The organism is Croceifilum oryzae, assembly GCF_030814315.1.
In the GTDB taxonomy this organism is placed as follows: Bacteria; Bacillota; Bacilli; order Thermoactinomycetales; family Thermoactinomycetaceae; genus Baia; species Baia oryzae.
In genome coordinates this window covers 1-23,268 of the sequence record NZ_JAUSUV010000018.1, presented here as the reverse complement: position 1 = coordinate 23,268, position 23,268 = coordinate 1, and the positions used below count along the sequence as shown (strand labels likewise).

Here is a 23,268-nt window from a genome sequence, read left to right as displayed (position 1 = left end):
TTTTATCTAAAAATAGAATGAGTCACTTATTTGCCACCTGTATAAAGATACAAAATGATCGCGTTTTTTATTGTTTTTTCATAACTGAAATTGCTTTTCGATAAACATTAGGAAATGCTTTTTGATAGATACTATTGATATCTATCCATTCTTCGTTCTCATCACATTCAAAGGGAACCTGATCTAACTTGATCCGCTCAATCTCGATGAACCAATGACGATGGCTAAAAACATGATCTATCTTAGCTTCCACTTCTCTGCTCTGTACAGTCCATCCACGAGCGAGGAGATATTGCTCTAACTCAGCAGATGGATCCTCTTGGTCAAAAGTGGGAAGCGACCACATACCTGCTAATAATCCTTTATCTGGACGTTTGACAAGAAAAACGGAACGAACCGATTCAATCCAAGCAAACCGAACCGAAACAGGGGTAGGTGCCTTTGCCTTTTTTTTCTGTGGCAATTCATCTTGCAACCCTTGTTCATTTGCCTCACAAACAGAAGATACTGGGCAGAACAGGCATTGTGGAGACGTAGGTGTACAGATCGTAGCTCCTAGCTCCATAAGCGCTTGATTAAAATCACCTGGCGCATGCTCTGGGATCACAACTTCCCCAATCGCTTCCATTTTCTTGCGAGTGGCTGGCATCGCAATATCATCATACATAGCAAAAATTCGTGAATATACCCGCATCACATTGCCATCTACTGCTGGTACTTTCTTTTGATAGGCGATGCTTAAAATAGCGCCAGCTGTATAAGGACCAATACCTTTTAAACGAGAAATCTCTTCTACTTGATCGGGTACTTTGCCACCATATTTATCTGCTACTTCTTTCACCGCAGAATGGAGGTTCCGCACACGGGAATAATAGCCCAATCCTTCCCACATCTTCACTACATCGTCGTCACTAGCACTTGCTAAGTCTTCAATAGTAGGAAAACGCTCAATAAAGCGGTTAAAATAAGGAATAACGGTATTCACCCGAGTTTGTTGAAGCATAATTTCTGAAACCCAAACCTTATATGGATCTTGATCTTTTCGCCATGGTAAATCTCGCTGGTAACAAGCATACCAATGTAAAAGTTCGGTTTGAATCGTCGAAACAATAGTAGACTCGGGTCTCTCCATTGTATTCATGATTGATTGCATACTTGCCTCCTACAACTAATTATATAAGAAACAGACTTTTTTTCATCAAAAGTATAATAATGTAATTAAATCGTTATAATTTCAATCACATTGACGAAATGTCCACAATTTTATTTTTGACCTACCGCCTACAATATGAGAATCTAGTGAGTGGAACCACGATGGCGTAGGTCCAGTGCGAAGCTCTTGTAATTGGCTAACTGCGCCTTGGTCATCCACTTGAATCACTTCCACAACTTGTCCCACTTGAGCTTCGGATATGAGGAACTCATGACGTACGACATGTTCCACCTGGTTCTGAATCTGTGCTCGGATTTGGGCGAAGTACTGATCTCGAAACATCGAAATGGAATCTTCTTGAACCCGATATTCAACAAATACTGTAAGAAATTGACTCACTGTTACTATTCCTTTCTGCTTTCAAATACCTTTTTATGAGAAGGAGGACACTATGGATACAGGCACCCATCTTGTCATGGGATTAGGTCTTTTTGGGTTAGCGCAACTAGATCCGGTAGTAGCAAGCGACCTAGCCACAGCTCATGCTGTATTATTAGGCACAGTAGTTGGCTCGCAAACACCTGACATAGATACATTGTATCGTCTAAAGGGCAATCCTGCCTATATTCGAAATCACAGAGGTTGGACCCATTCTCTACCCATGTGGTTGATCTGGCCCACTCTGTTAACCCTCGTTCTCCATTTTGCATTTCCAGCATCGAATACAGCTCATGTATGGCTATGGTGTTTTGTTGCTGTCCTTGTACATGTTTTTATCGATTTATTTAATTCGTATGGAACACAAGCGCTCAGACCCTTTTCGAATAAATGGGTGGCGTGGGACATTATTAACATTTTTGATCCTTTCTTGTTTATATTGCATATCGTAGGATTTGTCACATGGTGGTTTTTTCCTTCTTATGCAGGATATATCTTTTCTTCTATTTATATTGTCATCGGTCTATATTTAATATGGCGAACTTGTGTGCATCATCGCTGGCTTAGATGGGTAAAGAGTCAAGTAAACGCACCAGGCTCCTATACCGTAATCCCAACTGCCCGCTGGGGTCAATGGAATTGTGTATATGAGACTCAGACGGAAGTGCGAATGGGCGAAATCCGAAGTGGTAAATTGCTCTGGACTGGACAGCTTAGCACCGAATTTGACCATCATCCAGCTACTCATCACTCGAAACAAGCAGAAGCAATCGATGCTTTTTTATCCTTTACCAGTTATGGCTACCCACAAGTTATCGAGCACTCATTTGGCTATGAAGTTCGGTGGCTCGATGTCCGATATCATCATAAGAAGCACTTTCCGTTTGTGGCGGTGGCCATCTTAGATGATCGCTATAATATCCTTCATTCATTTGTGGGCTGGATCAGCGAAGGGCAGTTAGAAAAGAAAATTTATGAGATGATGTCTACTACAGATATAAAAAATACTTAGAGGTGATACCGTGTTTCCTCCAACATCGAAAGACACGACGACTACCGCCGTCACTGGAGATATCTTAGATGGGTTCCAATCCTTTTGGGATCGAATCACATCAAATCCGATGGATAGCATCGTCTTACCGTTTATTAATATTGTGCTCGTCATGTTTCTCGCATGGTTAGTGGTCCGGGTTTTTGACAAGATTATTGATCAAGCCTTTTCACTGGGAAAAGTGGAAAATCGTACAGCTAAAACATTGGTTAAATTAATTAAATCCATCTCGCATTACGTAATTTATTTTATTGCTGCCCTAACCGTACTTGCCAAAATCGGCATAAACCTCGGTCCTGTATTGGCTGGAGCCGGAATATTAGGTCTCGCAATCGGATTTGGGGCCCAAAACTTAGTTCGTGACATCATAACAGGCTTCTTTATGATCTTTGAACGTCAATTAGAAGTGGGAGATGTCGTTCAAATTAACGGACAGATTAATGGTACAGTGGAAGAAGTTGGACTTCGCATCACTAAAATCCGGGAATACAATCAGAGGCTGCATTACCTACCAAATGGAACCATCACCCAAGTGACCAACTATAACCGAGAAAAAATGCGTGCCATTGTCCCGGTTACGGTTCCACCTGAGTCCGATTTGGATGTCGTAGATGAAGCACTACAAGAAGCTTGTATGACCATTAAAGAAGAATATAAAGATCAGATCATCTCCGATCCTGAAGTGGTGGGGATTACCAACATGGATGCAAATGGAGTACAATTCACCATTACCACCATCGCAACCCCAGAGGAATACTTTATCGTCGAGCGAGCCATGCGAAAAGAAGCTGTTTTAAGCTTACATAGACGTGGAATTACCATTGCCACCCCGCGTAGTGTGGTCGTATCAACCGATCAGATAAAAGGTACCAACCCTCAAAAAGTGAGCGCAAAAAAGGAATAGATAGCGAGATCGCCCCTGTAGGAAGCTGAGGCTATCCTACAGGGGCGATTTTTTATCTCAGTCATTTATTTATAGAATGCTTTTAGACAGAATCCCCAATGTGACTCCTACAACCACAACGAAGGCTAACCAGAGACCCATTCCTTTGACATCTCGAATCAAGATACCAACTTCATCAACAGTAGCTACACGATGTTCTTTTTTACGCTTTTTGGCCATTTTTTAGCCCCCTTTCATTATCTACCGTTCATTATAACCCTTTTTTGTGACCTTACTTATCTTTTTTTGTTGGGTGAGATAATCCCACAGATAAAAAGTAACATAGCTGGCATATGGACTCCAGTCTTTTGCAAATTCCCGGACTTCGGTTTCACTAGGTCTCGTATCGGATCCGTAGAGAAGCTGGAGGGCATTGCGCAAGCCGATATCGGCCGCTGGCAACACATTCGATCTACCGTATCCAAACATCAACAAACATTCGACTGTCCACCTGCCAATCCCGCGAAATGATATCAAACGCTTCATTATCTCTTCGTCTGTTTCTTGCTGAAGACTAGATAAGTCTAGTTTCCCTTCTACGATCGCTCGGGATAGATCAATGATATATTCCGCCTTCCGCTGAGTCAGTTGTAGCGTGGTAAGATCTTCGTAGTTTAGGTCGGCTACTCGTTCGACTGTTGGGAAGGAAGAGAACCACATATCCAGATGAGAGATTTTCTCGCCAAATTGTTCGATGAATCGATGAATGAGCGTTCCAGCAAAGGAGAGATTGAGCTGTTGGGAGATGATCGTACGAATCAAGCATTCATATAAATCAGGATCGCGGACGATGTGAAATCCCATGCGATCGGGTATGGTCGAATATAAGATCGGATTTTGTGCCATCCGTTTATAGAACGGGGTTAAATCAACTTCTAGGGACCAACGATGAGTCATGATTTCCTTTAGTTCCATTTGCTCAAACCGACTCAATTTATCGTGAGATTCGATTTCTAATTCTCCTGCTTCATTCTTACATACCCCTACCACAATCGCTCGGGAGGAAAGCCGAATCGCTCGCCATAACTTTTTGTCCTTTTCATGTTCGGTTGCTTTCTCAAACTCTTTTACTCGTTCGATTGTCTTTTCAAAGGAATACTCTTTGGGTAACGGAATAGTAAGTTTCAACTTTTCACCTTCTACTGTTTCTTAGTTTCATTCTACAACAAAGCAAAGGCTACTAGTGGTTATCCTAGTAGCCTTCTGTCAATTAGCAAGCGATTCATGCAGGGGCTTGTCTTTAACCTACAGCTCAATAATAAGCAGGTTCATTGTCCCTAGTCTGTTCTCATTAATTTACGACTTCCAATAACATTTTTTCCTTTGTACCCACCTGCTTTGCTTTTGCTGTACTTTCTACGTACAATTCGATCTCATTACCAGTAACTCTTCCCTCGGCATCTCGAGCGGTGCGGTAGCCGATAGTAGGTAGATATACTCTAGATCCTACAGGGATCACTTTTGGATCCACGCCAATGGTAACTCCACTGAGGCTGCTCTTACTTTGTATCGGAGGGGTCATGGCGACAACCGTAAACTCGCCTAGCACTTTTCCACGGTGCCACGAGGTTGTGGTTGAATTTTGTGCTGGTTTCTCTGCTTTTGGCTCACTTGGTAAGAAATTTTGTAACGGATTCACTACGACTTGTTTTCCATTCTTCATGATGCGAATCGATTGTCCCACTCGAACTCTAGAAGGATCAGCGATCTGGTTTAATTCAACGATTTTCTGTACGGATGTTCCATATTTCTTTGCTAATCGGTAAAGAGTATCTCCTTTTTGGATAGTTACCTTTACATACGAGGAAGAATTAGCTGATGATGATTCCATTTCTTTTGCTGCTACGGGTACTGGATCGAGTTGGAGAGAACCGTCATCCTTGATATGGGCACCTATGGCGAAAAGGATCACAACTAGAGTGACTAATAAGTACTTTTTCATTCATGTTCACCTTTCTTTCAATTCTAATAAACATCATGGACAGAATTTTGAAAAGTTAAACATAAATGGACAGAAAAAAAACTTTGTACTCCGTGCATCCAGAGTACAAAGTTTTCTTGTTTCACTATGATTCGTTTTTCTTGATTTTTCGAATAGAAAGCATTGCTGATACGTGTTTAACCGGATGCGATGCGGCTTTTATCTTTTCTGCTGATTCCTCATCCTCACTCCATTCAGGCCTTAAAACACACCTTCGTTCATATTGTGTATGTATCATCACGATACTTAACATAAACAGAAGACCCACCTGTGGCGAGACAATCGGGTAATCGTACATACCGTGACCGAGTAAAGCGACTGTCTGTGAGATCAACATTCCAGCCAGCCGTTTTTCCCCCTTCTGATTAGCGGCCTTTCTCCAAGCCCTTGCCCGACGGATGGTCATGAAAATCAGAGCGCTAAATAAAATGAGTCCAATTACTCCATATTCAGAAGCAATCCCCAGCACCACATTATGTGCATGATAAATAATCTTGCCGGTTATCTGCTTATATAATTGCCCAAAATGAATCGGTAATGTTCCCAAGAGCCAATTGTCCTTAAAGATTTCCCAAGAAGTACTCCATACTTGAAAGCGAACATCGATGGTACCAGCAAGGGAATCTTTTCGGGGGATAATGGATGGAAAAAACGAAACAATACTTATGAAAACAGCAAACAAACCTACTGTCCATTTCCTTTGACCTGTCATCCATACTTGAACAATCAAGCCTATTACCAATCCAATCCAAGCCCCTCTAGAGCCTGTATACGCCATCGCGGTACAAAATAAAAAGAACATCGAAAAGGCCAACGTTTTTTTCCATTTTCCCTCTAATACGGATGATGCATAGATACTTAATAGTGCAAAACAGATTAAAAGTGCGGCTGTTAAATTAGAGTTCCCTGTGGTTCCAATACTTCGGATCGACTTTTCTGATTGATATCGATTCGTGCGATAAAAGTCTAATAAGTCCCCTATCCACGTAGATTGTAGCCCTTGCCAATCCTCTAGTTGCTGCAAAAATACGATCGCGGCAACGTAAAGCCCACCAAGCCAAAATAGGAGATAGACCTTTTGCAAATCCGTCCAACTAAAATGTAATACCTTCCGTGTCCACATAGATAGCATGTAGTATGCTCCGAATGTTGCAAGTGGTACAATCCCAATTGGGAAAGTAATATCTTGGTCTTTTAGGTGATACCAGGTTGGATTGTAGCACCAGCTAATGATGGTCACTAGCATAAAACCGAGAAAAACAACCTCTGGCCAGCTTCTATACTCCCAATTTCCCCTAACGTAATAAATAGTAGCACAGCTAAGTAGTCCTAAAGCGACTGGGGGTAAAAATGGAGAGAGTAGAATGGAAAGGTACAAAAATGCAGTGAGGTTGTTAATCACATGCTGGTTCCGTTCCATATTCAAGATGTTAACTCCTTCTACTTTACAGATTCATACTGAATGGCATTAGAAAATTACAATAAAGCAAACCAAAATGTATACATAGAATGACCGAATCACATACATTATAAACTTACTCCAAGAAAATATAAGATTACCACAATCCATTAGTAGTTGAACAGCTGAAGTTTGGGGGATCTAAATCAAATATTCCTTATTATACCATACAAAAATCCAAACGCTACCAAGTCGTTGCAACCATGGATACACCTCGCTTCTACTTACCCGATATCGATTAAACTTCAACATATTTTTCCTCCCTCTTTGTATAGAGCAGACAAGTTAGAACAACCTAAGAGAACAAACCAAGGGGGAACGAACATGACAAAAAATATTAGTACAACAAATGCCATGATGCGAATTACTTGTGGATTAGTTGGATTAATCTGGAGTATTAACTATTTAAATCGCCGTCGTATAAGTCGAATGCGCCTACTTTTCATCGCAGTGATGTCGGCTATGAAGATTGCAGAAGGAATTACCCGATTCTGTCCCTGCAAAGCTCTCTATAACAAAATCCGGTCCATTGCTAGTAAGGATATGATCCTAAGCTTCTCAAACTCACACGAATGACACCTATTGTCCTCTAGTATCATCGATCTGGCCACTAATTCGGTCAGATCTTTTTTATGATTAGCTACTTGAAAACCTAGCAAACTATGTTACAATCTTAATTAGAAACAGAACACTTGTTCTCATTAAATCAACATAGGAAATTTACTTCAAATTGAAGTCTTATCTATTGCCTATATTCTGACTTTTTCGTATAATAGTTTTCAAGAACTAAAAAGGAGGTATAGAGTGAGCAAACAGATCCATTGGATGAGATTAGCTGTTTCTCTCTGGTCGTAGATAGATCTATACACCCTAATTCAATTGCCCACTCCTTCCTAGTATTCCGTCGGTTTTGGAGGCGTTTTCACATATACTACGATCCACCATTTGGAGATCACTTCTATTACAATTCTTTTTACGAAAGTCAGAATGAAACAACTTTGTAACGATGAAGAACACTAGCCCTGGATTAAGATACTGGTTACCTTCTGAAAAGATTATTTCTCGAATGATAAGAAAAAATTTTTCAGAAAAAAGAAGGCATCTGTCAGTTTACGTCGAAAAATAGGGTACAAACAGTTTCTCGTACTTGAAGGTGGCAACGTGGACTTGAGAACAAAGACATGAAATCAAAAAATATGTGATCAGGAATCTGATCCGGTTGGGGAGTGAATAGTAACATGTCTCTAAGTGAAATGGAAAAAGAAACCGTGATCCAATTTGATGAATCCACCAACCTAGCCACCGTCTATACGGCAAGTTGGACTGTCGCTCGCACTTTGAAAAAAGCCGGTTATCAGCCTATTCGAAGGACAGATGGGGCTTGGTGGTTTCAAATCCCTGTTCATGCTATGTGCATTCAAGGGGATAAAGAAACAACAACCATGTGCTAATAATCATCTGCTATAGTCAGATGCAGAAAGGGGCAAGTAAAGACCTGCCTCTTTTTTATTTTTACATAGAAAAGGCAACCTACTGAACGAATCAGTAGGTTGCCTTAGAAGGCCATTCTATCTTTTATATATGGGTTTGCGCCAGATATTGAATTGCCTTTTCCGCAATATCTTTTCGGTAGTGTGCATTCGGAAAATGAATCTGTTCCACAAGGCGATATGCTTTTTCGCGAGCAATCTGCAAGTTTTCTCCTAGAGCAGTTACTCCAAGCACCCTTCCCCCTGCTGTCACCAACTGGCTACCTTCAAACCTTGTTCCTGCATGATAAACAGATTCCCTATCATGTAACTGATTTACCATACCCGTAATGGGTACTCCACTCTGGTACGGTCCCGGATATCCACCTGCTGATAAAATGACACACACAGCCGCTTCATCTGACCATGTAACCATTTCTTCACGAAGACGCCCTTCCACTACTGCTATCATAATTTCAACCAAATCACTGGTTAGTCTCGGAAGCACCACCTGCGTTTCAGGATCCCCAAAGCGAGCATTAAACTCAATCACCTTCGGTCCTTCCGAAGTTATCATCAGACCTGCGTATAATACGCCTCGATAATCGATCCCCTCTTTTTGAAAGGCTTGTACCATCGGTTCTAAAATAGTCTGAACAGCAAGAGACAAGACCTCATTGGAGAATTGTGGCACAGGCGAGTATGTACCCATCCCACCTGTATTAGGTCCCGTATCCCCATCATAGGCTGGTTTATGATCTTGGGCTGGAACCATCGGCACAACCATTGTCCCATCTACAAATGCCATCAGGGATAGCTCCTGACCAACCAGAAACTCTTCTACTACCACTACATCCCCTGCTGATCCAAATACCTTCTGCTCCATAGCCTCGGAAATCGCTTGCTCTGCTTCTTGTAATGTAGTGGCAACCACCACTCCCTTACCCGCAGCGAGCCCATCTGCTTTAATCACAATGGGCACCCCTGTTTGACGAACATATTGCTTCGCTTCGTCCGCATCGGTAAAAGCTTGATAATGGGCCGTTGGAATATCGTGTTTTTTCATAAAGTCTTTCGCAAATCGTTTACTACCCTCGATCTGTGCAGCTTGTCCATTTGGGCCAAAGACGGATAAGCCAACTTCTTGAAACTGATCCACAATCCCATATAGCAGAGGGACTTCCGGCCCAACAATGGTTAAATCAATCTGTTGTTCCAAAGCAAATTGACGCAAACCATCTAAATCATCTACAGAGATCGGTAAGAGTGTTGCTAAGTTCGTCATCCCTGCATTGCCAGGTGCTACAAAGATTTCCTTCACTTTTGGACTTTGTGCGATCTTCCAGAGTAAAGCATGTTCCCTACCACCACTACCTATAATCAGTACGCGCATCCATTTATCCCCCTTAGAAGGTAAATCGGCATATCATCCGACCTTACCGTCCATCCAAGGATTTAGGAAAAGACCAGACTAATGCCGAAAAGTGAAATCGTAACAAGAAGACAGATAAAGGACCATTCTTCACGATAAAAGCTTCTCGTTTTCGCTTTGTAATTCTTATCTGTTGTGAGTACCCCACCCACGACTAACGCAACCGCAAAGAACAAACCTGCCCCAAACTTCAAATTACTTCCCCATACAGCCAAACCTGACTCAAACCATATATACGAAAGGACACCGATCGATAAGACAGCCGCGATCGTCCAGAACAAAGCCCATTTTAATAACGACATAAAAGGAATCCTCCTTAACGTTTTTTATTAGTATACGCAAGGAAAATACAAGTCGATACTTCATAAATCTTTGTTCTCGGAAGAAAATTAGATCTGTCTAATGTTTGAAGTGACGAACTCCAGTAAACACCATCACCATGCCCAAGCGATTTGCTGCTTCAATGGATTCTTGATCTCGAATGGAACCACCCGGCTGGATAATAGCTGTTACTCCCGCTTTTGCCGCTTCTTCAACCGTATCTGACATCGGGAAAAAGGCATCAGAGGCTAATACAGATCCATTTACAAGTTCGCCTGCTTGTCCGATCGCAATTCGGGCAGCACCTATCCGATTCATTTGCCCAGCCCCTACTCCAACCGTACGGTTATCCTTCACTAATACAATGGCATTGGATTTTACATGTTTAACCACTTTAAATCCAAACAGGAGTTGCTCCCATTCCTCCTCAGTAGGTTGGCGATCCGTTACCACTTGGCAGTCGTCCTGACTCACTTGACGAAGGTCTGCTTCTTGGACAAGGATGCCTCCGCCAACGGTAACAATCGAATTTGCTTTACTTTGAGTAATATTTCCTAACTCAAGCAGACGAAGATTCTTTTTCTCTTGAAGAATCTCCAGTGCATCTGCTTCAAAATGGGGAGCTAATATAATCTCAAGGAACAGCTTCGTCATTTGAAGCGCTACTTCCTTCGTTACAACCTGATTCGTTGCAACAATTCCACCAAAAATGGAGACCGGATCCGCTTCGTATGCTTTTTGATAAGCCTCTTCGATTGTTTCTCCAATACCTACGCCACATGGGTTCATATGCTTCACTGCAACTACGACTGGCTCTTGAAATTCATTTACGATGGCGAGGGCCGCATTCGCATCATTGATATTGTTGTAGCTAAGCTCTTTGCCATGAAGCTGTTTAGCAGAAGCAATCAGTCCGTCAATAGCGAGAGTCTCTTTATAAAACGATGCCTGCTGATGCGGATTTTCCCCATATCGCAAAGAAGACTGCTTCTGATAAGTGACCGTGAGTTGATCTGGGAATAAATTCCCCATTCGATCATTTAGATACTTGGCAATTAGAGAATCGTAAGCAGCCGTATGGGAAAACGCCTTTGCCGCTAGGTATTCTCTTGTTTGCAAAGTCGTCTCTGCATGAGTCGTAATTTCATCCGCAACACTTTGATAATCAGCTGGATCGACCACCACCGTAACAAAGCGATGGTTTTTAGCGGCTGAGCGGACCATCGATGGACCACCGATATCAATATTTTCGATTGCTTCTTCATATGAGACATTTGGCTTCGAAATGGTTTGGGCAAACGGATATAAATTGACTATTACTAGATCGATTTCTTGGATTTCATTTGCTTCCATCTGTTGCCTATGAGCAGGAAGATCTCGAACCGCAAGTAAACCCCCATGCACCTTCGGATGTAAGGTCTTTACACGACCATCCATGATTTCTGGAAAGCCTGTTATCTCTGATATTCCGATTACAGGGATTCCGGCTTCTTTCAGGAGTTGATGCGTTCCGCCCGTAGAAACGATTTCGATCTCCTTGGCCACTAGTTGCTGGGCAAGTTCTACAATTCCTGTTTTATCGGAGACACTAATAAGAGCTCGTTTGATACGATTCATGGTGGGGATCCTCCTTATGAGTGGCTTTTATTTATGTTAATTAGTTGATTGCTAAATGATTGTATCTATTTATTGAATGACGAGCGAGGATAAAAGATTGCTGACTATTTTATCGAATACCAAGGCTTGGGTGATTGGATAATCAGAGCTGGGAGAGTCTGTTGGACCACAGCTCAGATACCGATCCAGCAGGGAAGATGAGACTGTCCACTCCGCGATCCTTCGCAAGGACAGGTGCAAAAACTCGCAAAGTCACCCTATCTAACTCTACTTTCAAACTAGCTGGTCACAACAATTCTCGGAGTATATAACACTTTCCCTGTGATCACTTTCCATATCGTTTCCGGATAAACCTGATGCTCAACCGCATGAATCTTATCCGTTAACATCTCAATTGTATCCATTGAATCCACTTCCACAGCCCGCTGCACAATAATCGGTCCCGAATCTAGTCCAGCATCGACAAAATGAACCGTCACACCCGTCACCCTCACACCATACCCCCACGCCTGCTCGATTGCATGAAGCCCCGGAAACGACGGAAGTAACGATGGATGAATGTTAACCATTCTACCTTCAAAAGGTTCCAGTAAGGTACTACCTACGATTCGTAGATAACCAGCTAATACAATCCACTCCACGCCATACTTCTTTAACAACTCCAGTAACGCCTCTTCATATTTCACTTTAGTAGGGAAGCTCTTCGGAGATACAACATAACAAGGCACACCTAATCTCTTAGCTCGATCAATCGCACCTGCATCCTCACGATCAACAACTAGCAAAGAAACAGGAGTTGTCCAATGTTGATCCCTGGAATATTGGACAACAGCTTCGAAATTGCTTCCATTTCCTGAGGCAAAGATAGCAATACTCATCGGCATCCTCCACCTTCAAAACGAAGAGGATCCGTTCCCGCTTCTACCCTACCGATCAGAAAAGGAGTCTCTCCTAACTCGACTGCTTTCTGTAGCACAGAGTTAGCTTCCTCCCTCCGAACACAAAGCACCATGCCAATTCCATTGTTAAATGTACGATCCATATCTGATTGACTAATGCTCCCTAGCTGTTGAATCCACTGAAAAATCGGCGGAACCTGCCATGAATCACGATCGATCACAGCTTGTAGACCTTCCGGCAACATCCTTGGTACGTTTTCTACAATTCCACCACCTGTGATATGCGCCGCACCTTTTATCGTAAACTGCTCAATTAGAGAAAGGACCGATTTCACATAGATCCGAGTCGGAGCCAACATCGCCTCGGCTACGTTTTGTGACGATCCTAGTACACGTTCTGACCAATCAAACAAACGATCTGTTAATAAAACTTTCCTCGCTAAAGAGTAACCGTTGCTATGCAGTCCATTACTCGCTAATCCAATCAGAACATCTCCCGCTTGAATATCTGGACTTGGTAGAAGATTCTTCTTCTCCACCACCCCCACACAAAAACCCGCTACATCATATTCACCAGATGCATACATCCCCGGCATCTCAGCCGTTTCGCCGCCTATAAGGGCACAACCTGCCTGAACACATCCATCCGCAATCCCTTTTACAACTGCCTCGGCCTGCTCAGGTCGAAGCTTCCCTGTAGCAAGATAATCGAGGAAGAATAGCGGCTCGGCTCCTTGCACGACTAAATCATTCACACACATAGCTACACAATCAATTCCAATGGTGTCATGTCGATCCAGCATAAAAGCGACTTTCAACTTTGTCCCCACTCCATCTGTAGCAGAAACTAATATCGGCTCTTCATAGGCACCTAGAGCAAACAAGCCGCCAAATCCGCCCAATCCACCCATCACTTCTGGACGTGTGGTTCGGCTTACGTGCGCTTTCATTCTCTCTACTGCTTCATTTCCAGCATCAATATCGACTCCTGCCGCACGGTAGGATTCACTCATCGCTGCCCCTCCCCTACTAGTTCCTGTTCAATGACAGTTGGATAATCACCGTTAAAACAAGCTAAACAATGTCCACAATTCTTTTCTTGACTTTCTCGTCCAATTCCTCGTAGCATTCCTTCCGGGCTTAGAAATGCTAGGCTATCCGCTCCAATTGCCTGACGAATCTCTTCCAGCGAATGAGTAGACGCGATCAACTGCTCTCGATCTGCGGTATCAATTCCATAGAAACAAGGATTTTTCACAGGCGGAGAGCTAATACGTACGTGAACTTCGGTCGCACCTGCATCCCGAAGCAACTGAACGATCCGCCTGCTCGTCGTCCCTCGCACAATCGAGTCATCCACCATGACAACTCGCTTTCCTTCTACGACTTTGCGAACAGCGCTCAATTTCATCTTTACACCGCGTTCTCGCATCATCTGACTAGGTTGAATGAAAGTTCGTCCTACATAGCGATTTTTAATTAAGCCCAATTCGTATGAGATTCCAGTCGCTTCCGCAAATCCAATCGCCGCCGAAATACTCGAATCAGGTACACCTGTTACAACATCTGCTTCCACAGGAGCTTCCAACGCCATCTGTACCCCCATACGCTTCCGAGCACTGTGAACATTAATGCCTCCGATATCACTATCCGGTCTAGCAAAGTAAATGTACTCAAACGAACAGAGTGAGCGCGGGGCAGGCGGAGCAAATCGCTCCGAACGAATCCCTCGATCATCGAGAATCACCATCTCTCCAGGCTCGATCTCCCGAATATATTCCGCCCCCGTAATATCAAATGCACACGTCTCTGACGAAAACACATATGCACCTTCCACCATCCCCATGGATAAAGGACGAAGACTATGTGGATCTTGGCAAACCAGTAACTGTTCATTGGTTAAGATGAGAAGCGCATAGGCTCCTACTAGACGATTTAGTGCTTCTTTTACTGCACCTTCAATCGTTTCCTCTTTGGAACGGGCGATTAAATGAGCAATCACTTCGGTATCAGTTGTCGACTGAAAAATCGATCCCTCTGCCTCTAGCTCTGCTCGCAACCGTTCCCCATTCACTAAGTTCCCATTAGTCGCAATGGCAATTTCCCCTCTGGCATACGTAAAGACAAGAGGTTGCACATTCGCTAGCTCACTTGCACCTGTTGTGGAATAACGAACATGACCAATGGCTACTGTTCCTTTGCATCGCTCAATCGTCTCAGTAGAAAACACTTCCGTGACAAGCCCCATATCGCGATGGATGTGAAAACGATCTCCATTCGTGCTTACGATACCTGCACTCTCTTGTCCACGATGTTGCAAAGCGTGTAATCCGTAATAAGTCAGAGCGGAGGCCGTTGGATGACCCACAATACCAAACACACCACACTCTTCATTTAGTTCATCGAAGATGCTCTCATCTTGCATGGGATCGCCTCCTCATAAAGTTTCGTAATCGAAGCAAGCGAATCACTTACAACAACTTGTCCATTGTAGGAAATCGTGATAGTTGGCTCTTCTGTAACAATCCCAACTTCGTGAATCGGAACCCCTCTTTCGCGGAAAAATGAAATCACCTCTGCTCCATCTTCTGGACGTACACTCACCATGACACGTGATTGCGTCTCACTATAAAGCGCGGCGATCGTAGGCAATTCATTTTTCCAATCAACCCGAACGCCACATTTTCCGCTCATCGCCGATTCAGCAACTGCTAGAGCAAGTCCACCTTCCGCTAAATCATGGGCAGATTGAATCATCCCTTGGCGTATCGCTTCTAATAGCGCCGCTTGAAGAGTTTGTTCCGTTTCACAATCAAGTACGGGTGGACGTCCACTGATGCTACCTGTCACAAGATGTTGCAACTCACTTCCACCCAATTCAACCTTCGTATCCCCTAACAACAAGACCAAGTCGCCTGCTTGCTGAAATGCTTGCGTGGTAATATGCTCTCTCTTCTGAATCAACCCAACCATTCCAACAACCGGTGTCGGAAAAATAGGCTGTCCATTCGTCTCATTATAAAGGCTCACATTTCCCCCAATGACTGGTGTGGATAAGGCATGACAAGCCTCACTCATTCCATCAATTGCTTTCGATAACTGCCAGTACACCTCTGGTCTTTCTGGGCTACCGAAGTTTAAACAATCCGTTACACCAAGCGGCTCCGCACCGGAACAAACCACATTTCGTGCCGACTCAGCTACCGCGATCCGGCCACCTTGCTCTGGATCCAGATAAACATAGCGACCATTTCCATCCGTTGACATCGCCAATGCCTTTTCGGTCCCCCGTATAACGACAACTGCCGCATCCGACCCCGGACGAACCGCCGTACTCGTGCGTACCATATGGTCATATTGTTGGTAAACATAACGTTTACTCGCTACATTACTAGAACCTAAAATCTTGTAAAAAGCCGCTTGTGGATCTACTTCTTTCACTTGTTCATATGCATCCACTTGTCCAAATTCGGCATAATAAGCAGGCTCTTTCGCCTCTCTTTGATAAACAGGCGCATCATCCACCAACGTATTCACAGGGATATCCGTAATCAAAGCTCCTTGATGCGAAATTTGATAACGATTTCCTTTCGTCACCCGTCCAACAACAGCAGACTGCAAACCCCAACGATCACAAACTTCCTTTACCTCGTTCTCCCTACCTGCTTCGACAACAAGTAGCATACGTTCTTGAGACTCAGAGAGCATAATCTCATACGGTGTCATTCCCGATTCACGCTGTGGAACCAAGTCTAGATTCATCTCTAGCCCTACTCCACCTTTGGCAGCCATCTCCGCACTTGAGCAGGTAAGCCCTGCCGCTCCCATATCTTGAATCCCCAAAAGCATTTCTTTCTTTACCATTTCAATACAAGCTTCGAGAAGCAATTTCTCCACAAATGGATCACCCACTTGAACCGCAGAACGCTTTTCCTCTGATTCCTCATTTAGCTCCTCAGAGGCAAACGTAGCTCCATGAATCCCATCGCGTCCTGTGCTAGCCCCCACATAAATAATCGGGTTCCCTACACCTGTTGCGACCCCTTTTTGTAGCTCATGATGCTCTAGCACTCCTACACACATCGCATTGACCAGCGGATTCCCCTCGTAAGACGGATCAAATACAACTTCCCCGCCGACTGTTGGGATTCCAATACAATTGCCATAATGAGCAATCCCAGCCACAGCATGATCAAACAAGTATCGTACATGTGGCGACTCAAGATCACCAAATCGCAGAGAGTTAAGCAACGCAACTGGACGAGCCCCCATGGAGAACACATCACGGATAATCCCACCTACACCTGTTGCCGCACCTTGAAATGGCTCAACAGCAGATGGATGGTTGTGGCTCTCAATCTTAAACACAACAGCCTGATTATCCCCGATATCGATTACACCGGCTCCCTCTCCCGGGCCTTGCAAAACCCTTGGTCCAGACGTTGGAAACTTGCGAAGCAATGGTTTAGAGTTCTTATAACTACAATGTTCTGACCACATAACCGAGTAAATCCCTACCTCTGTCCAGCTAGGTAGACGACCTAGATGTCCACAGATTTGATCATACTCTTCAGGCAAAACACCCATATTGCGATACAATTCTTGATCTCGAATATTTTCTGGAGTAGGCTCATTCGCCATTGTCTTCACAGCTTGCGCAACGGTTTGAGTAGATTCATGCAGCACCTTGATTCTCCTTCCATGCTTGTAACATTGATGTAAATAGTCTCGTTCCATCGGCTGACCCCATCCAATCCACAATCGCTCGCTCAGGATGCGGCATCATGCCTAATACATTCCCATTTCGGTTCATAATGCCAGCGATTTGATCCAGAGAGCCATTTGGATTCGTTCCTGCATATCGGAAGAGTATCTGGTTATTTGCTTGTAACTCCTTAAGCGTGCTCGGATCACAAGTAAAATTACCTTGCCCATGAGCAATCGGAATTTCAATTGTTTCTCCAAGCTTATATTGATTGGTAAATGAAGTTTGATTATTTTCTACACGTAAAGTGGTAAAATCACAACGAAATTGTAGATGATCATTCTGCATCAAAGCCCCTGGAAGGAGTCCTGCTTCTTGTAAAATTTGGAATCCATTACATATTCCGATTACAAGTTTTCCTTCATTTGCAGCATTCACAACCGACTCCATGACAGGAGAATAGCGAGCCAACGCACCCGCACGCAGATAATCACCGTAAGAGAAGCCACCCGGCAGAATCACTGCATCAAATCCATCTAAATTAGAAGTCTGATGCCATACTGGTTGCACTTCTTCCCCTAACACATCTTCCACACCATTGATACAATCCCAGTCACAATTAGATCCCGGAAAGATTGGAACTGCAAATCGCACTTTCATCAACCTCCTCGATTTCAAACGTGAAATTCTCCATCACAGGGTTCGAAAGTAACTTTTCACACATGATTCGGATGTCTTCTTCTGCTTTTTGTAGATCCATCGTATCCAAAACAACCTCAAGCCTTTTGCCAATCCTCACATCTGCCACCGTTTGATAGCCCATCGTGTGCAATGAATTCTTTACAGCCACTCCTTGTGGATCGAGTACACTCTCTTTTAGCGTAATAAAAATGATCGCTTTAAGCATGTGAAGCGCCTCCTAGTCGTTGGTAGATTTCTTGATATGCCTCTAAAACATTCCCTAGATCTTGGCGAAATCGATCTTTATCTAACTTTTTCCCTGTGGTGTTATCCCAAAAGCGGCACGTATCAGGGGATATCTCATCTGCTAACAACAATGTTCCAGACAGATCGACTCCAAACTCTAATTTAAAATCAACCAACATAAGATCCTTTTTTTCTAGATATAGCTGTAAAATATCATTTATTTGAAGCGCCATTTGCCTCATATGACCGACCTGATCCGAAGTAGCCAGCTCCAACATCGCAATATGGTCATGATTCATGAGTGGATCCCCTAAATCATCGTTTTTATAATAAAATTCCACCACCGGACGACTTAACTTGGAACCTTCCACTAACCCTACGCGTTTAACCAGCGATCCAGCCGCTATATTTCGTACTACTACTTCGAGTGGAATAATCGACACTTTTTTTACCAATTGCTCATGGTCCGAGATTGTTTCAATAAAATGATGCTCCACACCATGTTTGCTAAGCAACTGAAAAAATAACTTACTAATTTGGTTGTTTAAAGCCCCTTTTCCGCTTAAATCCGCTTTTTTCTCTCCATTAAAAGCAGTCGCAGAATCCTTATACACAACCCGAAGAACTTGTGGATCATCAGTAGGAAATAGTTGTTTTGCCTTTCCCTCATACAGCAAGCTACCCGTATTCATCCAAGCTCCCCCTATCTAATAACCCTAGGCCATCACTGTTTAATTCTTCTCACTCCTAAGGCACTTTTTTCTGCTACTACACAGATTAACTAGAAATTAAGCTTGATTCATGTAATGTCACCACTCAAAAAGTAAAGCCTATTGAAAAACCAAAAACATAGGTTCAGAGGATATGGAGAGTTTGTTCGATCATAGCGATGTTATCAATCCCACTCTCCTGCCCTCGATCACCCAATAAACATTAATCGATTACAATCCCAAACCTACCCGCCTAAAAATCGTATCTACCTGCGCCAAATGGAACTGATAATCAAAGCAATCTGCGATCTCTTCCTCAGTAAGCGTTTCTCGAATCAAATCATCCTTCTCAACTAGAGGACGGAATGGTGTTTGTTCCTCCCAAGCTTGCATCGCCAATCTCTGAACACGATCATATGCATCTTCACGCTTCAAACCCTTATTAATCAAAGTGAGAAGCACACGTTGCGAATAAATCAGTCCAAAAGTACGATCCATATTCCGCTTCATATTTTCAGGGAATACCGTCAGCTCTTTTACAATCCGAGCAAAACGGTTTAGTAGGTAATCAAGCAAAATCGTTGCATCCGGTAAGATGACACGTTCTACCGAAGAGTGAGAAATATCCCGCTCATGCCATAAAGGAACATTTTCATACGCTGAAACCATATGTCCTCGAATCACACGCGCTAAACCACTCACGTTTTCACAGCCAATCGGATTACGTTTATGCGGCATCGCAGAGGATCCCTTCTGCCCTTTTTTAAACGCTTCCTCTACCTCACGCGTCTCGCTCTTCTGCAAGCCCCGGATCTCTGTTGCAAACTTATCTAGAGATGTCGCAATCAAGGCCAAAGTCGAGAGATAATGAGCATGTCGGTCGCGTTGCAATGTTTGAGTCGAGATCTCTGCTGCCTGCAAGCCCAACTTTTCACATACATACTCTTCTACAAACGGATCAATATTGGCATAGGTGCCTACCGCTCCAGACATTTTCCCTACACGTACCGATTCAATCGCTTGCACCAATCGCTCCCGATTCCGTTTCATCTCTGCATACCATAACGCCATTTTCAGACCAAACGTTGTCGGTTCAGCGTGTACACCGTGGGTACGCCCCATCATAACAGTGTATTTATGTTCAAGTGCCTTCTCTTTCAAAACATCTATGAACCGATCTACGTCAGCAAGTAGAATTTCATTTGCTTGATGTAGCAAGTACGATAATGCTGTATCCACAACATCCGTCGACGTAAGCCCATAATGTACCCACTTTGATTCTGGACCAAGCGTTTCCGCAACAGCACGAGTAAAGGCAACCACATCATGACGTGTTTCCAGTTCAATCTCAGCAATTCTCTCTACATTCACCTTCGCATTTTTACGAATAAGCTCAACATCTGCCTTGGGAATATGGCCCAACTCAACCCATGCTTCACAAGCAAGGATTTCTACTTCTAACCAAGCACGAAACTTATTCTCTTCTGTCCAAATCGCCGTCATTTCTGGCCGACTATACCGTTCAATCATGCAATCTCCTACCTTCTACCTGATTGTTAGCAATGGAAAAAATAGCTTCCCACTCTTGCCCGCTTAATGGCTCCCAAATGGGAATCTCGTTCACTAACTCTAACAAATCTTGCAGTGAAGAGTCCCCAGCAAAATTAATGTGTCCCATCTTTCGTCCCTCTTTGGCAACACTTTTCCCATACCAATGCACCTTTGCACAAGATGGTAAATTCGCCAATTGCTCAAAGAAAGCCTCTTGATGTTCTCCTAATAGATTTACCATAATTCCAGTACTTTTTCGAGCCGGTTTACGAAGCGGAAGCCCAGTTACTGCGCGTACGAACTGTTCAAACTGGCAAGGATTCATGATATCCATCGTAATATGCCCTGAATTGTGTGGTCTAGGCGCTAATTCATTTACCAAAATAGTCCCATCTGCCAGCACAAACATTTCAATAGCAAGCACTCCCACAAATCGAAGTTGACTAGCCAATTGATATGCTATTTGTTCCGCTCTCTCACGAATTCCTTCCTTGATAGGAGCTGGAGAAATCGTCATGTGTAAAATTTGATTCCGATGGATATTCATAACAGGTGGATAAACCTCTACCTCTCCTGAAACGCCTCGAGCCACAATCACCGAAATCTCTTTTACATAAGGAATAAATTTCTCAACCAATATTCCCTTTTCTATTACTTCTACTGGAGGAAACGGATCGTCTAGAGTACGAATCACCCATTGACCCTTTCCATCATATCCACCTGTCAATACTTTCAATACACACGGAAGCTGTAACTCTTCAATCGCCTCTAGTATCTGTGTTTTCGATGTCACAACCTGATAGGAGGCAATAGGGATTTGTGCATCTTGCAATACTTTCCGCTCTTGTCCTCGATGTCTCGTCCAACGAAGCAGGTTGCTTCCCTGCGGTAAAGGTTTTATAGCCTCAATCATTCGAACCATATCAGGATCTATATTTTCAAATTCATATACAACTAAATCAGACTTGTCCATAAGTCGTTCCATTGCCATTGGGGAATCATATTCTCCAACAATCTGTTCATCCGCTACTTGCCCTGCTGGAGAGTCAAGAGCTGGGTCTAATACAACGAAACGATATCCTAATCTACGTCCCTCTAGGATCATCATGCGACCTAACTGTCCACCACCTAATACTCCAATCGTCTGTCCAGGAACGATTAGTGCAGAAGAACTGCTTGATTGTCTCTCAGTGAAGCTGGACTCTTTTTTAGGAATGTGATTCAGTAGGGAATTCTCTAATTGTGTAGATTGCATTGTCATGCCAGATCACTATCCTTTATCACACGCTCACGAATCGTCTCTCGGCGTTCTTGATATCTCCGTTGTAAATCCTTATTCGTTATAGCTAATATCTGAGCTGCCAACAAGCCTGCATTACTTGCCCCAGCATCCCCAATGGCAACTGTCGCTACTGGCACACCAGCCGGCATCTGCACAATCGATAGGAGAGAATCAATCCCATTTAAAGTGGAGCTTTTAATTGGAACCCCAATCACAGGAAGAATCGTCTTAGAAGCCACCATACCTGGTAGATGAGCCGCCCCACCTGCTCCCGCGATAATGACACAAATTCCCTTTTTCGATGCTTCTTCTGCATATTGAAACATCTCATCTGGGGTACGGTGAGCGGAAACGACTTGCTTTTCATAAGGCACTTCTAACTCGTCCAAGATCTGACAGGCTTTTTGCATCGTGGACCAATCCGACGTACTTCCCATGATTACTCCAACTTTCGGGCGATTCATTTATTCATCTCTCCCTCTAATTTATATAAAAAAGACCGAAATACAGATATTTTCATGTGAAAAATCTACATTTTCGGTCTCATGTCCCGTTTAAAAGTAGACTTCCCCCATAGAAAGGAAATTTACGGTTTCCTTGTAGAGACATCCAGGCCTATTCCCAGACTTATATGAAGAAAAGTACTTTATTCTATATTCATTTTGAGATATTTCATTTGATTCATAAGCTTGATTCGTTATCAGTGTAACAAGGAGTTAAAAGTTAGTCAATAAAAAACGAACATTTATCCAATATTGATTTGAAGCGTTCGGTTTAAATGTTAAAAAGTCCAATTAAATCTAATTATTTAGATTTTTATGCGTGAAAAGAGTACAATGAGCCGTTCAATAGCTATTTGCCAATTCTATCAAGACTCATAGCTTCATCTCGGGGCATAAACCTATCCATAGATCAAAGAATGAGTATGCAAAGTAAGAAAGTCCGCTCCATGATTCTGTAGTAAAAATCACAAAGAACGCTCAAACATTAGCACAAAACGCCTATGCTAAAGGCTTACTAACATCGTAGTAGTCAGATACATTACTCCTACTCGTCTTCCATTCAAATAGATAAACCGTTCCTATAAGGGCTATATTTTGTTGGATGGGGATGGATTACTCATAATTTAGCCCAAGCATCAGCCTCTGGTGTACATATAGCTCGTCGTATTCTTCTTCATCTAAATCGATTTGACATAAAAAAGAAGCAACCAGCTTATAGTCGGTTGCTTCTTTTTTATGTATATGCCTGGCGACGTCCTACTCTTCCAGGACCCTGCGGTCCAAGTACCATCGGCGCTGGAGGGCTTAACGGTCGTGTTCGGGATGGG

At 43.2% G+C, this 23,268-nt stretch carries 23 protein-coding genes, 1 rRNA gene and 1 riboswitch; of the genes, 4 read left to right on the top strand and 20 right to left on the bottom strand.

The window, feature by feature from the left end; genetic code table 11:
* Positions 1-67: 67 nt before the first annotated feature.
* Both mutY and J2Z48_RS14760 read right to left on the bottom strand, forming a co-directional pair.
* Complete coding sequence (gene mutY, locus J2Z48_RS14765) at positions 68-1,153, bottom strand: A/G-specific adenine glycosylase (RefSeq protein ID WP_307254768.1); 1,086 nt, start codon at positions 1,151-1,153, stop codon at positions 68-70.
* Positions 1,154-1,234: 81 nt separating this feature from the next.
* Positions 1,235-1,552 (bottom strand): hypothetical protein, encoded by a 318-nt coding sequence (locus J2Z48_RS14760; RefSeq protein WP_307254765.1) that lies wholly within the window; start codon positions 1,550-1,552, stop codon positions 1,235-1,237.
* A 52-nt stretch (positions 1,553-1,604) separates the two neighbouring features.
* Here J2Z48_RS14760 and J2Z48_RS14755 point away from each other — a divergent pair, with 52 nt between their 5' ends.
* The gene (locus J2Z48_RS14755; protein WP_307254763.1) at positions 1,605-2,603 is read left to right on the top strand and encodes a metal-dependent hydrolase; all 999 of its coding nucleotides are present in this window, start codon (positions 1,605-1,607) and stop codon (positions 2,601-2,603) included.
* 10 nt (positions 2,604-2,613) lie between these two features.
* The gene (locus tag J2Z48_RS14750) at positions 2,614-3,546 is read left to right on the top strand and encodes a mechanosensitive ion channel family protein (RefSeq protein ID WP_307254761.1); all 933 of its coding nucleotides are present in this window, start codon (positions 2,614-2,616) and stop codon (positions 3,544-3,546) included.
* A gap of 69 nt (positions 3,547-3,615) precedes the next feature.
* Here J2Z48_RS14750 and J2Z48_RS14745 read toward each other — a convergent pair whose 3' ends face one another.
* The 4 genes from J2Z48_RS14745 to J2Z48_RS14730 all read right to left on the bottom strand — a co-directional run bounded on the left by J2Z48_RS14745 (position 3,616) and on the right by J2Z48_RS14730 (position 6,986).
* Positions 3,616-3,765, bottom strand: a complete 150-nt coding sequence (locus tag J2Z48_RS14745) for a hypothetical protein (protein ID WP_307254760.1) — start codon at positions 3,763-3,765, stop codon at positions 3,616-3,618.
* 21 nt (positions 3,766-3,786) lie between these two features.
* Positions 3,787-4,713, bottom strand: a complete 927-nt coding sequence (locus J2Z48_RS14740; RefSeq protein WP_307254758.1) for a DNA-3-methyladenine glycosylase family protein — start codon at positions 4,711-4,713, stop codon at positions 3,787-3,789.
* 163 nt (positions 4,714-4,876) lie between these two features.
* Positions 4,877-5,527: a LysM peptidoglycan-binding domain-containing protein gene (locus tag J2Z48_RS14735; protein WP_307254757.1), complete on the bottom strand. Its 651-nt coding sequence runs from the start codon at positions 5,525-5,527 to the stop codon at positions 4,877-4,879.
* Between the two features lie 124 nt (positions 5,528-5,651).
* A complete protein-coding gene (locus J2Z48_RS14730) occupies positions 5,652-6,986 on the bottom strand; it encodes an O-antigen ligase family protein (protein WP_307254799.1) in 1,335 nt (444 codons plus the stop codon).
* Between the two features lie 363 nt (positions 6,987-7,349).
* Between J2Z48_RS14730 and J2Z48_RS14725 the strand changes: the two genes are divergently transcribed.
* Positions 7,350-7,601 carry a YgaP family membrane protein gene (locus J2Z48_RS14725; protein WP_307254755.1) on the top strand — a complete coding sequence of 84 codons (252 nt, stop codon included), beginning with the start codon at positions 7,350-7,352 and terminating at the stop codon, positions 7,599-7,601.
* Positions 7,602-8,263: 662 nt separating this feature from the next.
* Positions 8,264-8,476, top strand: coding sequence for a hypothetical protein (locus J2Z48_RS14720; protein WP_072335702.1), 213 nt, complete (start codon positions 8,264-8,266; stop codon positions 8,474-8,476).
* 124 nt (positions 8,477-8,600) lie between these two features.
* Here J2Z48_RS14720 and purD read toward each other — a convergent pair whose 3' ends face one another.
* The 14 genes from purD to rrf all read right to left on the bottom strand — a co-directional run.
* Positions 8,601-9,887, bottom strand: coding sequence for a phosphoribosylamine--glycine ligase (purD, locus tag J2Z48_RS14715; RefSeq protein ID WP_307254752.1), 1,287 nt, complete (start codon positions 9,885-9,887; stop codon positions 8,601-8,603).
* Positions 9,888-9,949: 62 nt separating this feature from the next.
* Complete coding sequence (locus J2Z48_RS14710; RefSeq protein WP_307254750.1) at positions 9,950-10,228, bottom strand: hypothetical protein; 279 nt, start codon at positions 10,226-10,228, stop codon at positions 9,950-9,952.
* Between the two features lie 97 nt (positions 10,229-10,325).
* Positions 10,326-11,864 (bottom strand): bifunctional phosphoribosylaminoimidazolecarboxamide formyltransferase/IMP cyclohydrolase, encoded by a 1,539-nt coding sequence (gene purH / locus J2Z48_RS14705; protein WP_307254747.1) that lies wholly within the window; start codon positions 11,862-11,864, stop codon positions 10,326-10,328.
* 278 nt (positions 11,865-12,142) lie between these two features.
* Positions 12,143-12,742 carry a phosphoribosylglycinamide formyltransferase gene (gene purN / locus J2Z48_RS14700; protein WP_307254745.1) on the bottom strand — a complete coding sequence of 200 codons (600 nt, stop codon included), beginning with the start codon at positions 12,740-12,742 and terminating at the stop codon, positions 12,143-12,145.
* Entirely contained in the window at positions 12,739-13,776 is a 1,038-nt protein-coding gene (gene purM, locus J2Z48_RS14695; protein ID WP_307254743.1) for a phosphoribosylformylglycinamidine cyclo-ligase, read from the bottom strand. Before purM ends, purN begins: the two co-directional genes overlap by 4 nt.
* A complete protein-coding gene (gene purF, locus J2Z48_RS14690; protein ID WP_307254741.1) occupies positions 13,773-15,188 on the bottom strand; it encodes an amidophosphoribosyltransferase in 1,416 nt (471 codons plus the stop codon). The genes purM and purF overlap by 4 nt, the downstream gene beginning before the upstream one ends.
* Positions 15,158-17,404 (bottom strand): phosphoribosylformylglycinamidine synthase subunit PurL, encoded by a 2,247-nt coding sequence (gene purL, locus J2Z48_RS14685; RefSeq protein ID WP_307254797.1) that lies wholly within the window; start codon positions 17,402-17,404, stop codon positions 15,158-15,160. Before purL ends, purF begins: the two co-directional genes overlap by 31 nt.
* A 34-nt stretch (positions 17,405-17,438) precedes the next feature.
* Positions 17,439-18,122: a phosphoribosylformylglycinamidine synthase subunit PurQ gene (gene purQ, locus J2Z48_RS14680; protein ID WP_307254795.1), complete on the bottom strand. Its 684-nt coding sequence runs from the start codon at positions 18,120-18,122 to the stop codon at positions 17,439-17,441.
* On the bottom strand, positions 18,088-18,375 hold the full coding sequence (purS, locus tag J2Z48_RS14675) for a phosphoribosylformylglycinamidine synthase subunit PurS (protein ID WP_307254739.1): 288 nt from the start codon (positions 18,373-18,375) through the stop codon (positions 18,088-18,090). The genes purQ and purS overlap by 35 nt, the downstream gene beginning before the upstream one ends.
* Positions 18,368-19,087 (bottom strand): phosphoribosylaminoimidazolesuccinocarboxamide synthase, encoded by a 720-nt coding sequence (gene purC, locus J2Z48_RS14670; RefSeq protein ID WP_307254738.1) that lies wholly within the window; start codon positions 19,085-19,087, stop codon positions 18,368-18,370. Before purC ends, purS begins: the two co-directional genes overlap by 8 nt.
* A gap of 249 nt (positions 19,088-19,336) precedes the next feature.
* Positions 19,337-20,635: an adenylosuccinate lyase gene (purB, locus tag J2Z48_RS14665; protein ID WP_307254737.1), complete on the bottom strand. Its 1,299-nt coding sequence runs from the start codon at positions 20,633-20,635 to the stop codon at positions 19,337-19,339.
* Positions 20,628-21,917 (bottom strand): 5-(carboxyamino)imidazole ribonucleotide synthase, encoded by a 1,290-nt coding sequence (purK, locus tag J2Z48_RS14660; RefSeq protein ID WP_307254735.1) that lies wholly within the window; start codon positions 21,915-21,917, stop codon positions 20,628-20,630. Before purK ends, purB begins: the two co-directional genes overlap by 8 nt.
* Positions 21,914-22,402 (bottom strand): 5-(carboxyamino)imidazole ribonucleotide mutase, encoded by a 489-nt coding sequence (purE, locus tag J2Z48_RS14655; protein ID WP_307254733.1) that lies wholly within the window; start codon positions 22,400-22,402, stop codon positions 21,914-21,916. The genes purK and purE overlap by 4 nt, the downstream gene beginning before the upstream one ends.
* A 90-nt stretch (positions 22,403-22,492) precedes the next feature.
* A riboswitch (purine riboswitch) is annotated at positions 22,493-22,593 on the bottom strand.
* Positions 22,594-23,184: 591 nt separating this feature from the next.
* Positions 23,185-23,268: ribosomal RNA gene (gene rrf / locus J2Z48_RS14650) — 5S ribosomal RNA — on the bottom strand; the annotation flags it as partial.

Excerpts from the sequence above, each read along its gene's own strand:
- mutY (WP_307254768.1), bottom strand. The coding sequence starts at position 1,153 with ATGCAATCAATCATGAATACAATGGAGAGACCCGAGTCTACTATTGTT.
- J2Z48_RS14755 (WP_307254763.1), top strand. The coding sequence starts at position 1,605 with ATGGATACAGGCACCCATCTTGTCATGGGATTAGGTCTTTTTGGGTTA.
- J2Z48_RS14745 (WP_307254760.1), bottom strand. The coding sequence starts at position 3,765 with ATGGCCAAAAAGCGTAAAAAAGAACATCGTGTAGCTACTGTTGATGAA.
- J2Z48_RS14735 (WP_307254757.1), bottom strand. The coding sequence starts at position 5,527 with ATGAAAAAGTACTTATTAGTCACTCTAGTTGTGATCCTTTTCGCCATA.
- J2Z48_RS14730 (WP_307254799.1), bottom strand. The coding sequence starts at position 6,986 with ATGGAACGGAACCAGCATGTGATTAACAACCTCACTGCATTTTTGTAC.
- J2Z48_RS14725 (WP_307254755.1), top strand. The coding sequence starts at position 7,350 with ATGACAAAAAATATTAGTACAACAAATGCCATGATGCGAATTACTTGT.
- J2Z48_RS14720 (WP_072335702.1), top strand. The coding sequence starts at position 8,264 with ATGTCTCTAAGTGAAATGGAAAAAGAAACCGTGATCCAATTTGATGAA.
- purD (WP_307254752.1), bottom strand. The coding sequence starts at position 9,887 with ATGCGCGTACTGATTATAGGTAGTGGTGGTAGGGAACATGCTTTACTC.
- J2Z48_RS14710 (WP_307254750.1), bottom strand. The coding sequence starts at position 10,228 with ATGTCGTTATTAAAATGGGCTTTGTTCTGGACGATCGCGGCTGTCTTA.
- purH (WP_307254747.1), bottom strand. The coding sequence starts at position 11,864 with ATGAATCGTATCAAACGAGCTCTTATTAGTGTCTCCGATAAAACAGGA.
- purN (WP_307254745.1), bottom strand. The coding sequence starts at position 12,742 with ATGAGTATTGCTATCTTTGCCTCAGGAAATGGAAGCAATTTCGAAGCT.
- purM (WP_307254743.1), bottom strand. The coding sequence starts at position 13,776 with ATGAGTGAATCCTACCGTGCGGCAGGAGTCGATATTGATGCTGGAAAT.
- purF (WP_307254741.1), bottom strand. The coding sequence starts at position 15,188 with ATGCAAGATGAGAGCATCTTCGATGAACTAAATGAAGAGTGTGGTGTG.
- purL (WP_307254797.1), bottom strand. The coding sequence starts at position 17,404 with ATGGCGAATGAGCCTACTCCAGAAAATATTCGAGATCAAGAATTGTAT.
- purS (WP_307254739.1), bottom strand. The coding sequence starts at position 18,375 with ATGCTTAAAGCGATCATTTTTATTACGCTAAAAGAGAGTGTACTCGAT.
- purC (WP_307254738.1), bottom strand. The coding sequence starts at position 19,087 with ATGAATACGGGTAGCTTGCTGTATGAGGGAAAGGCAAAACAACTATTT.
- purB (WP_307254737.1), bottom strand. The coding sequence starts at position 20,635 with ATGATTGAACGGTATAGTCGGCCAGAAATGACGGCGATTTGGACAGAA.
- purK (WP_307254735.1), bottom strand. The coding sequence starts at position 21,917 with ATGACAATGCAATCTACACAATTAGAGAATTCCCTACTGAATCACATT.
- purE (WP_307254733.1), bottom strand. The coding sequence starts at position 22,402 with ATGAATCGCCCGAAAGTTGGAGTAATCATGGGAAGTACGTCGGATTGG.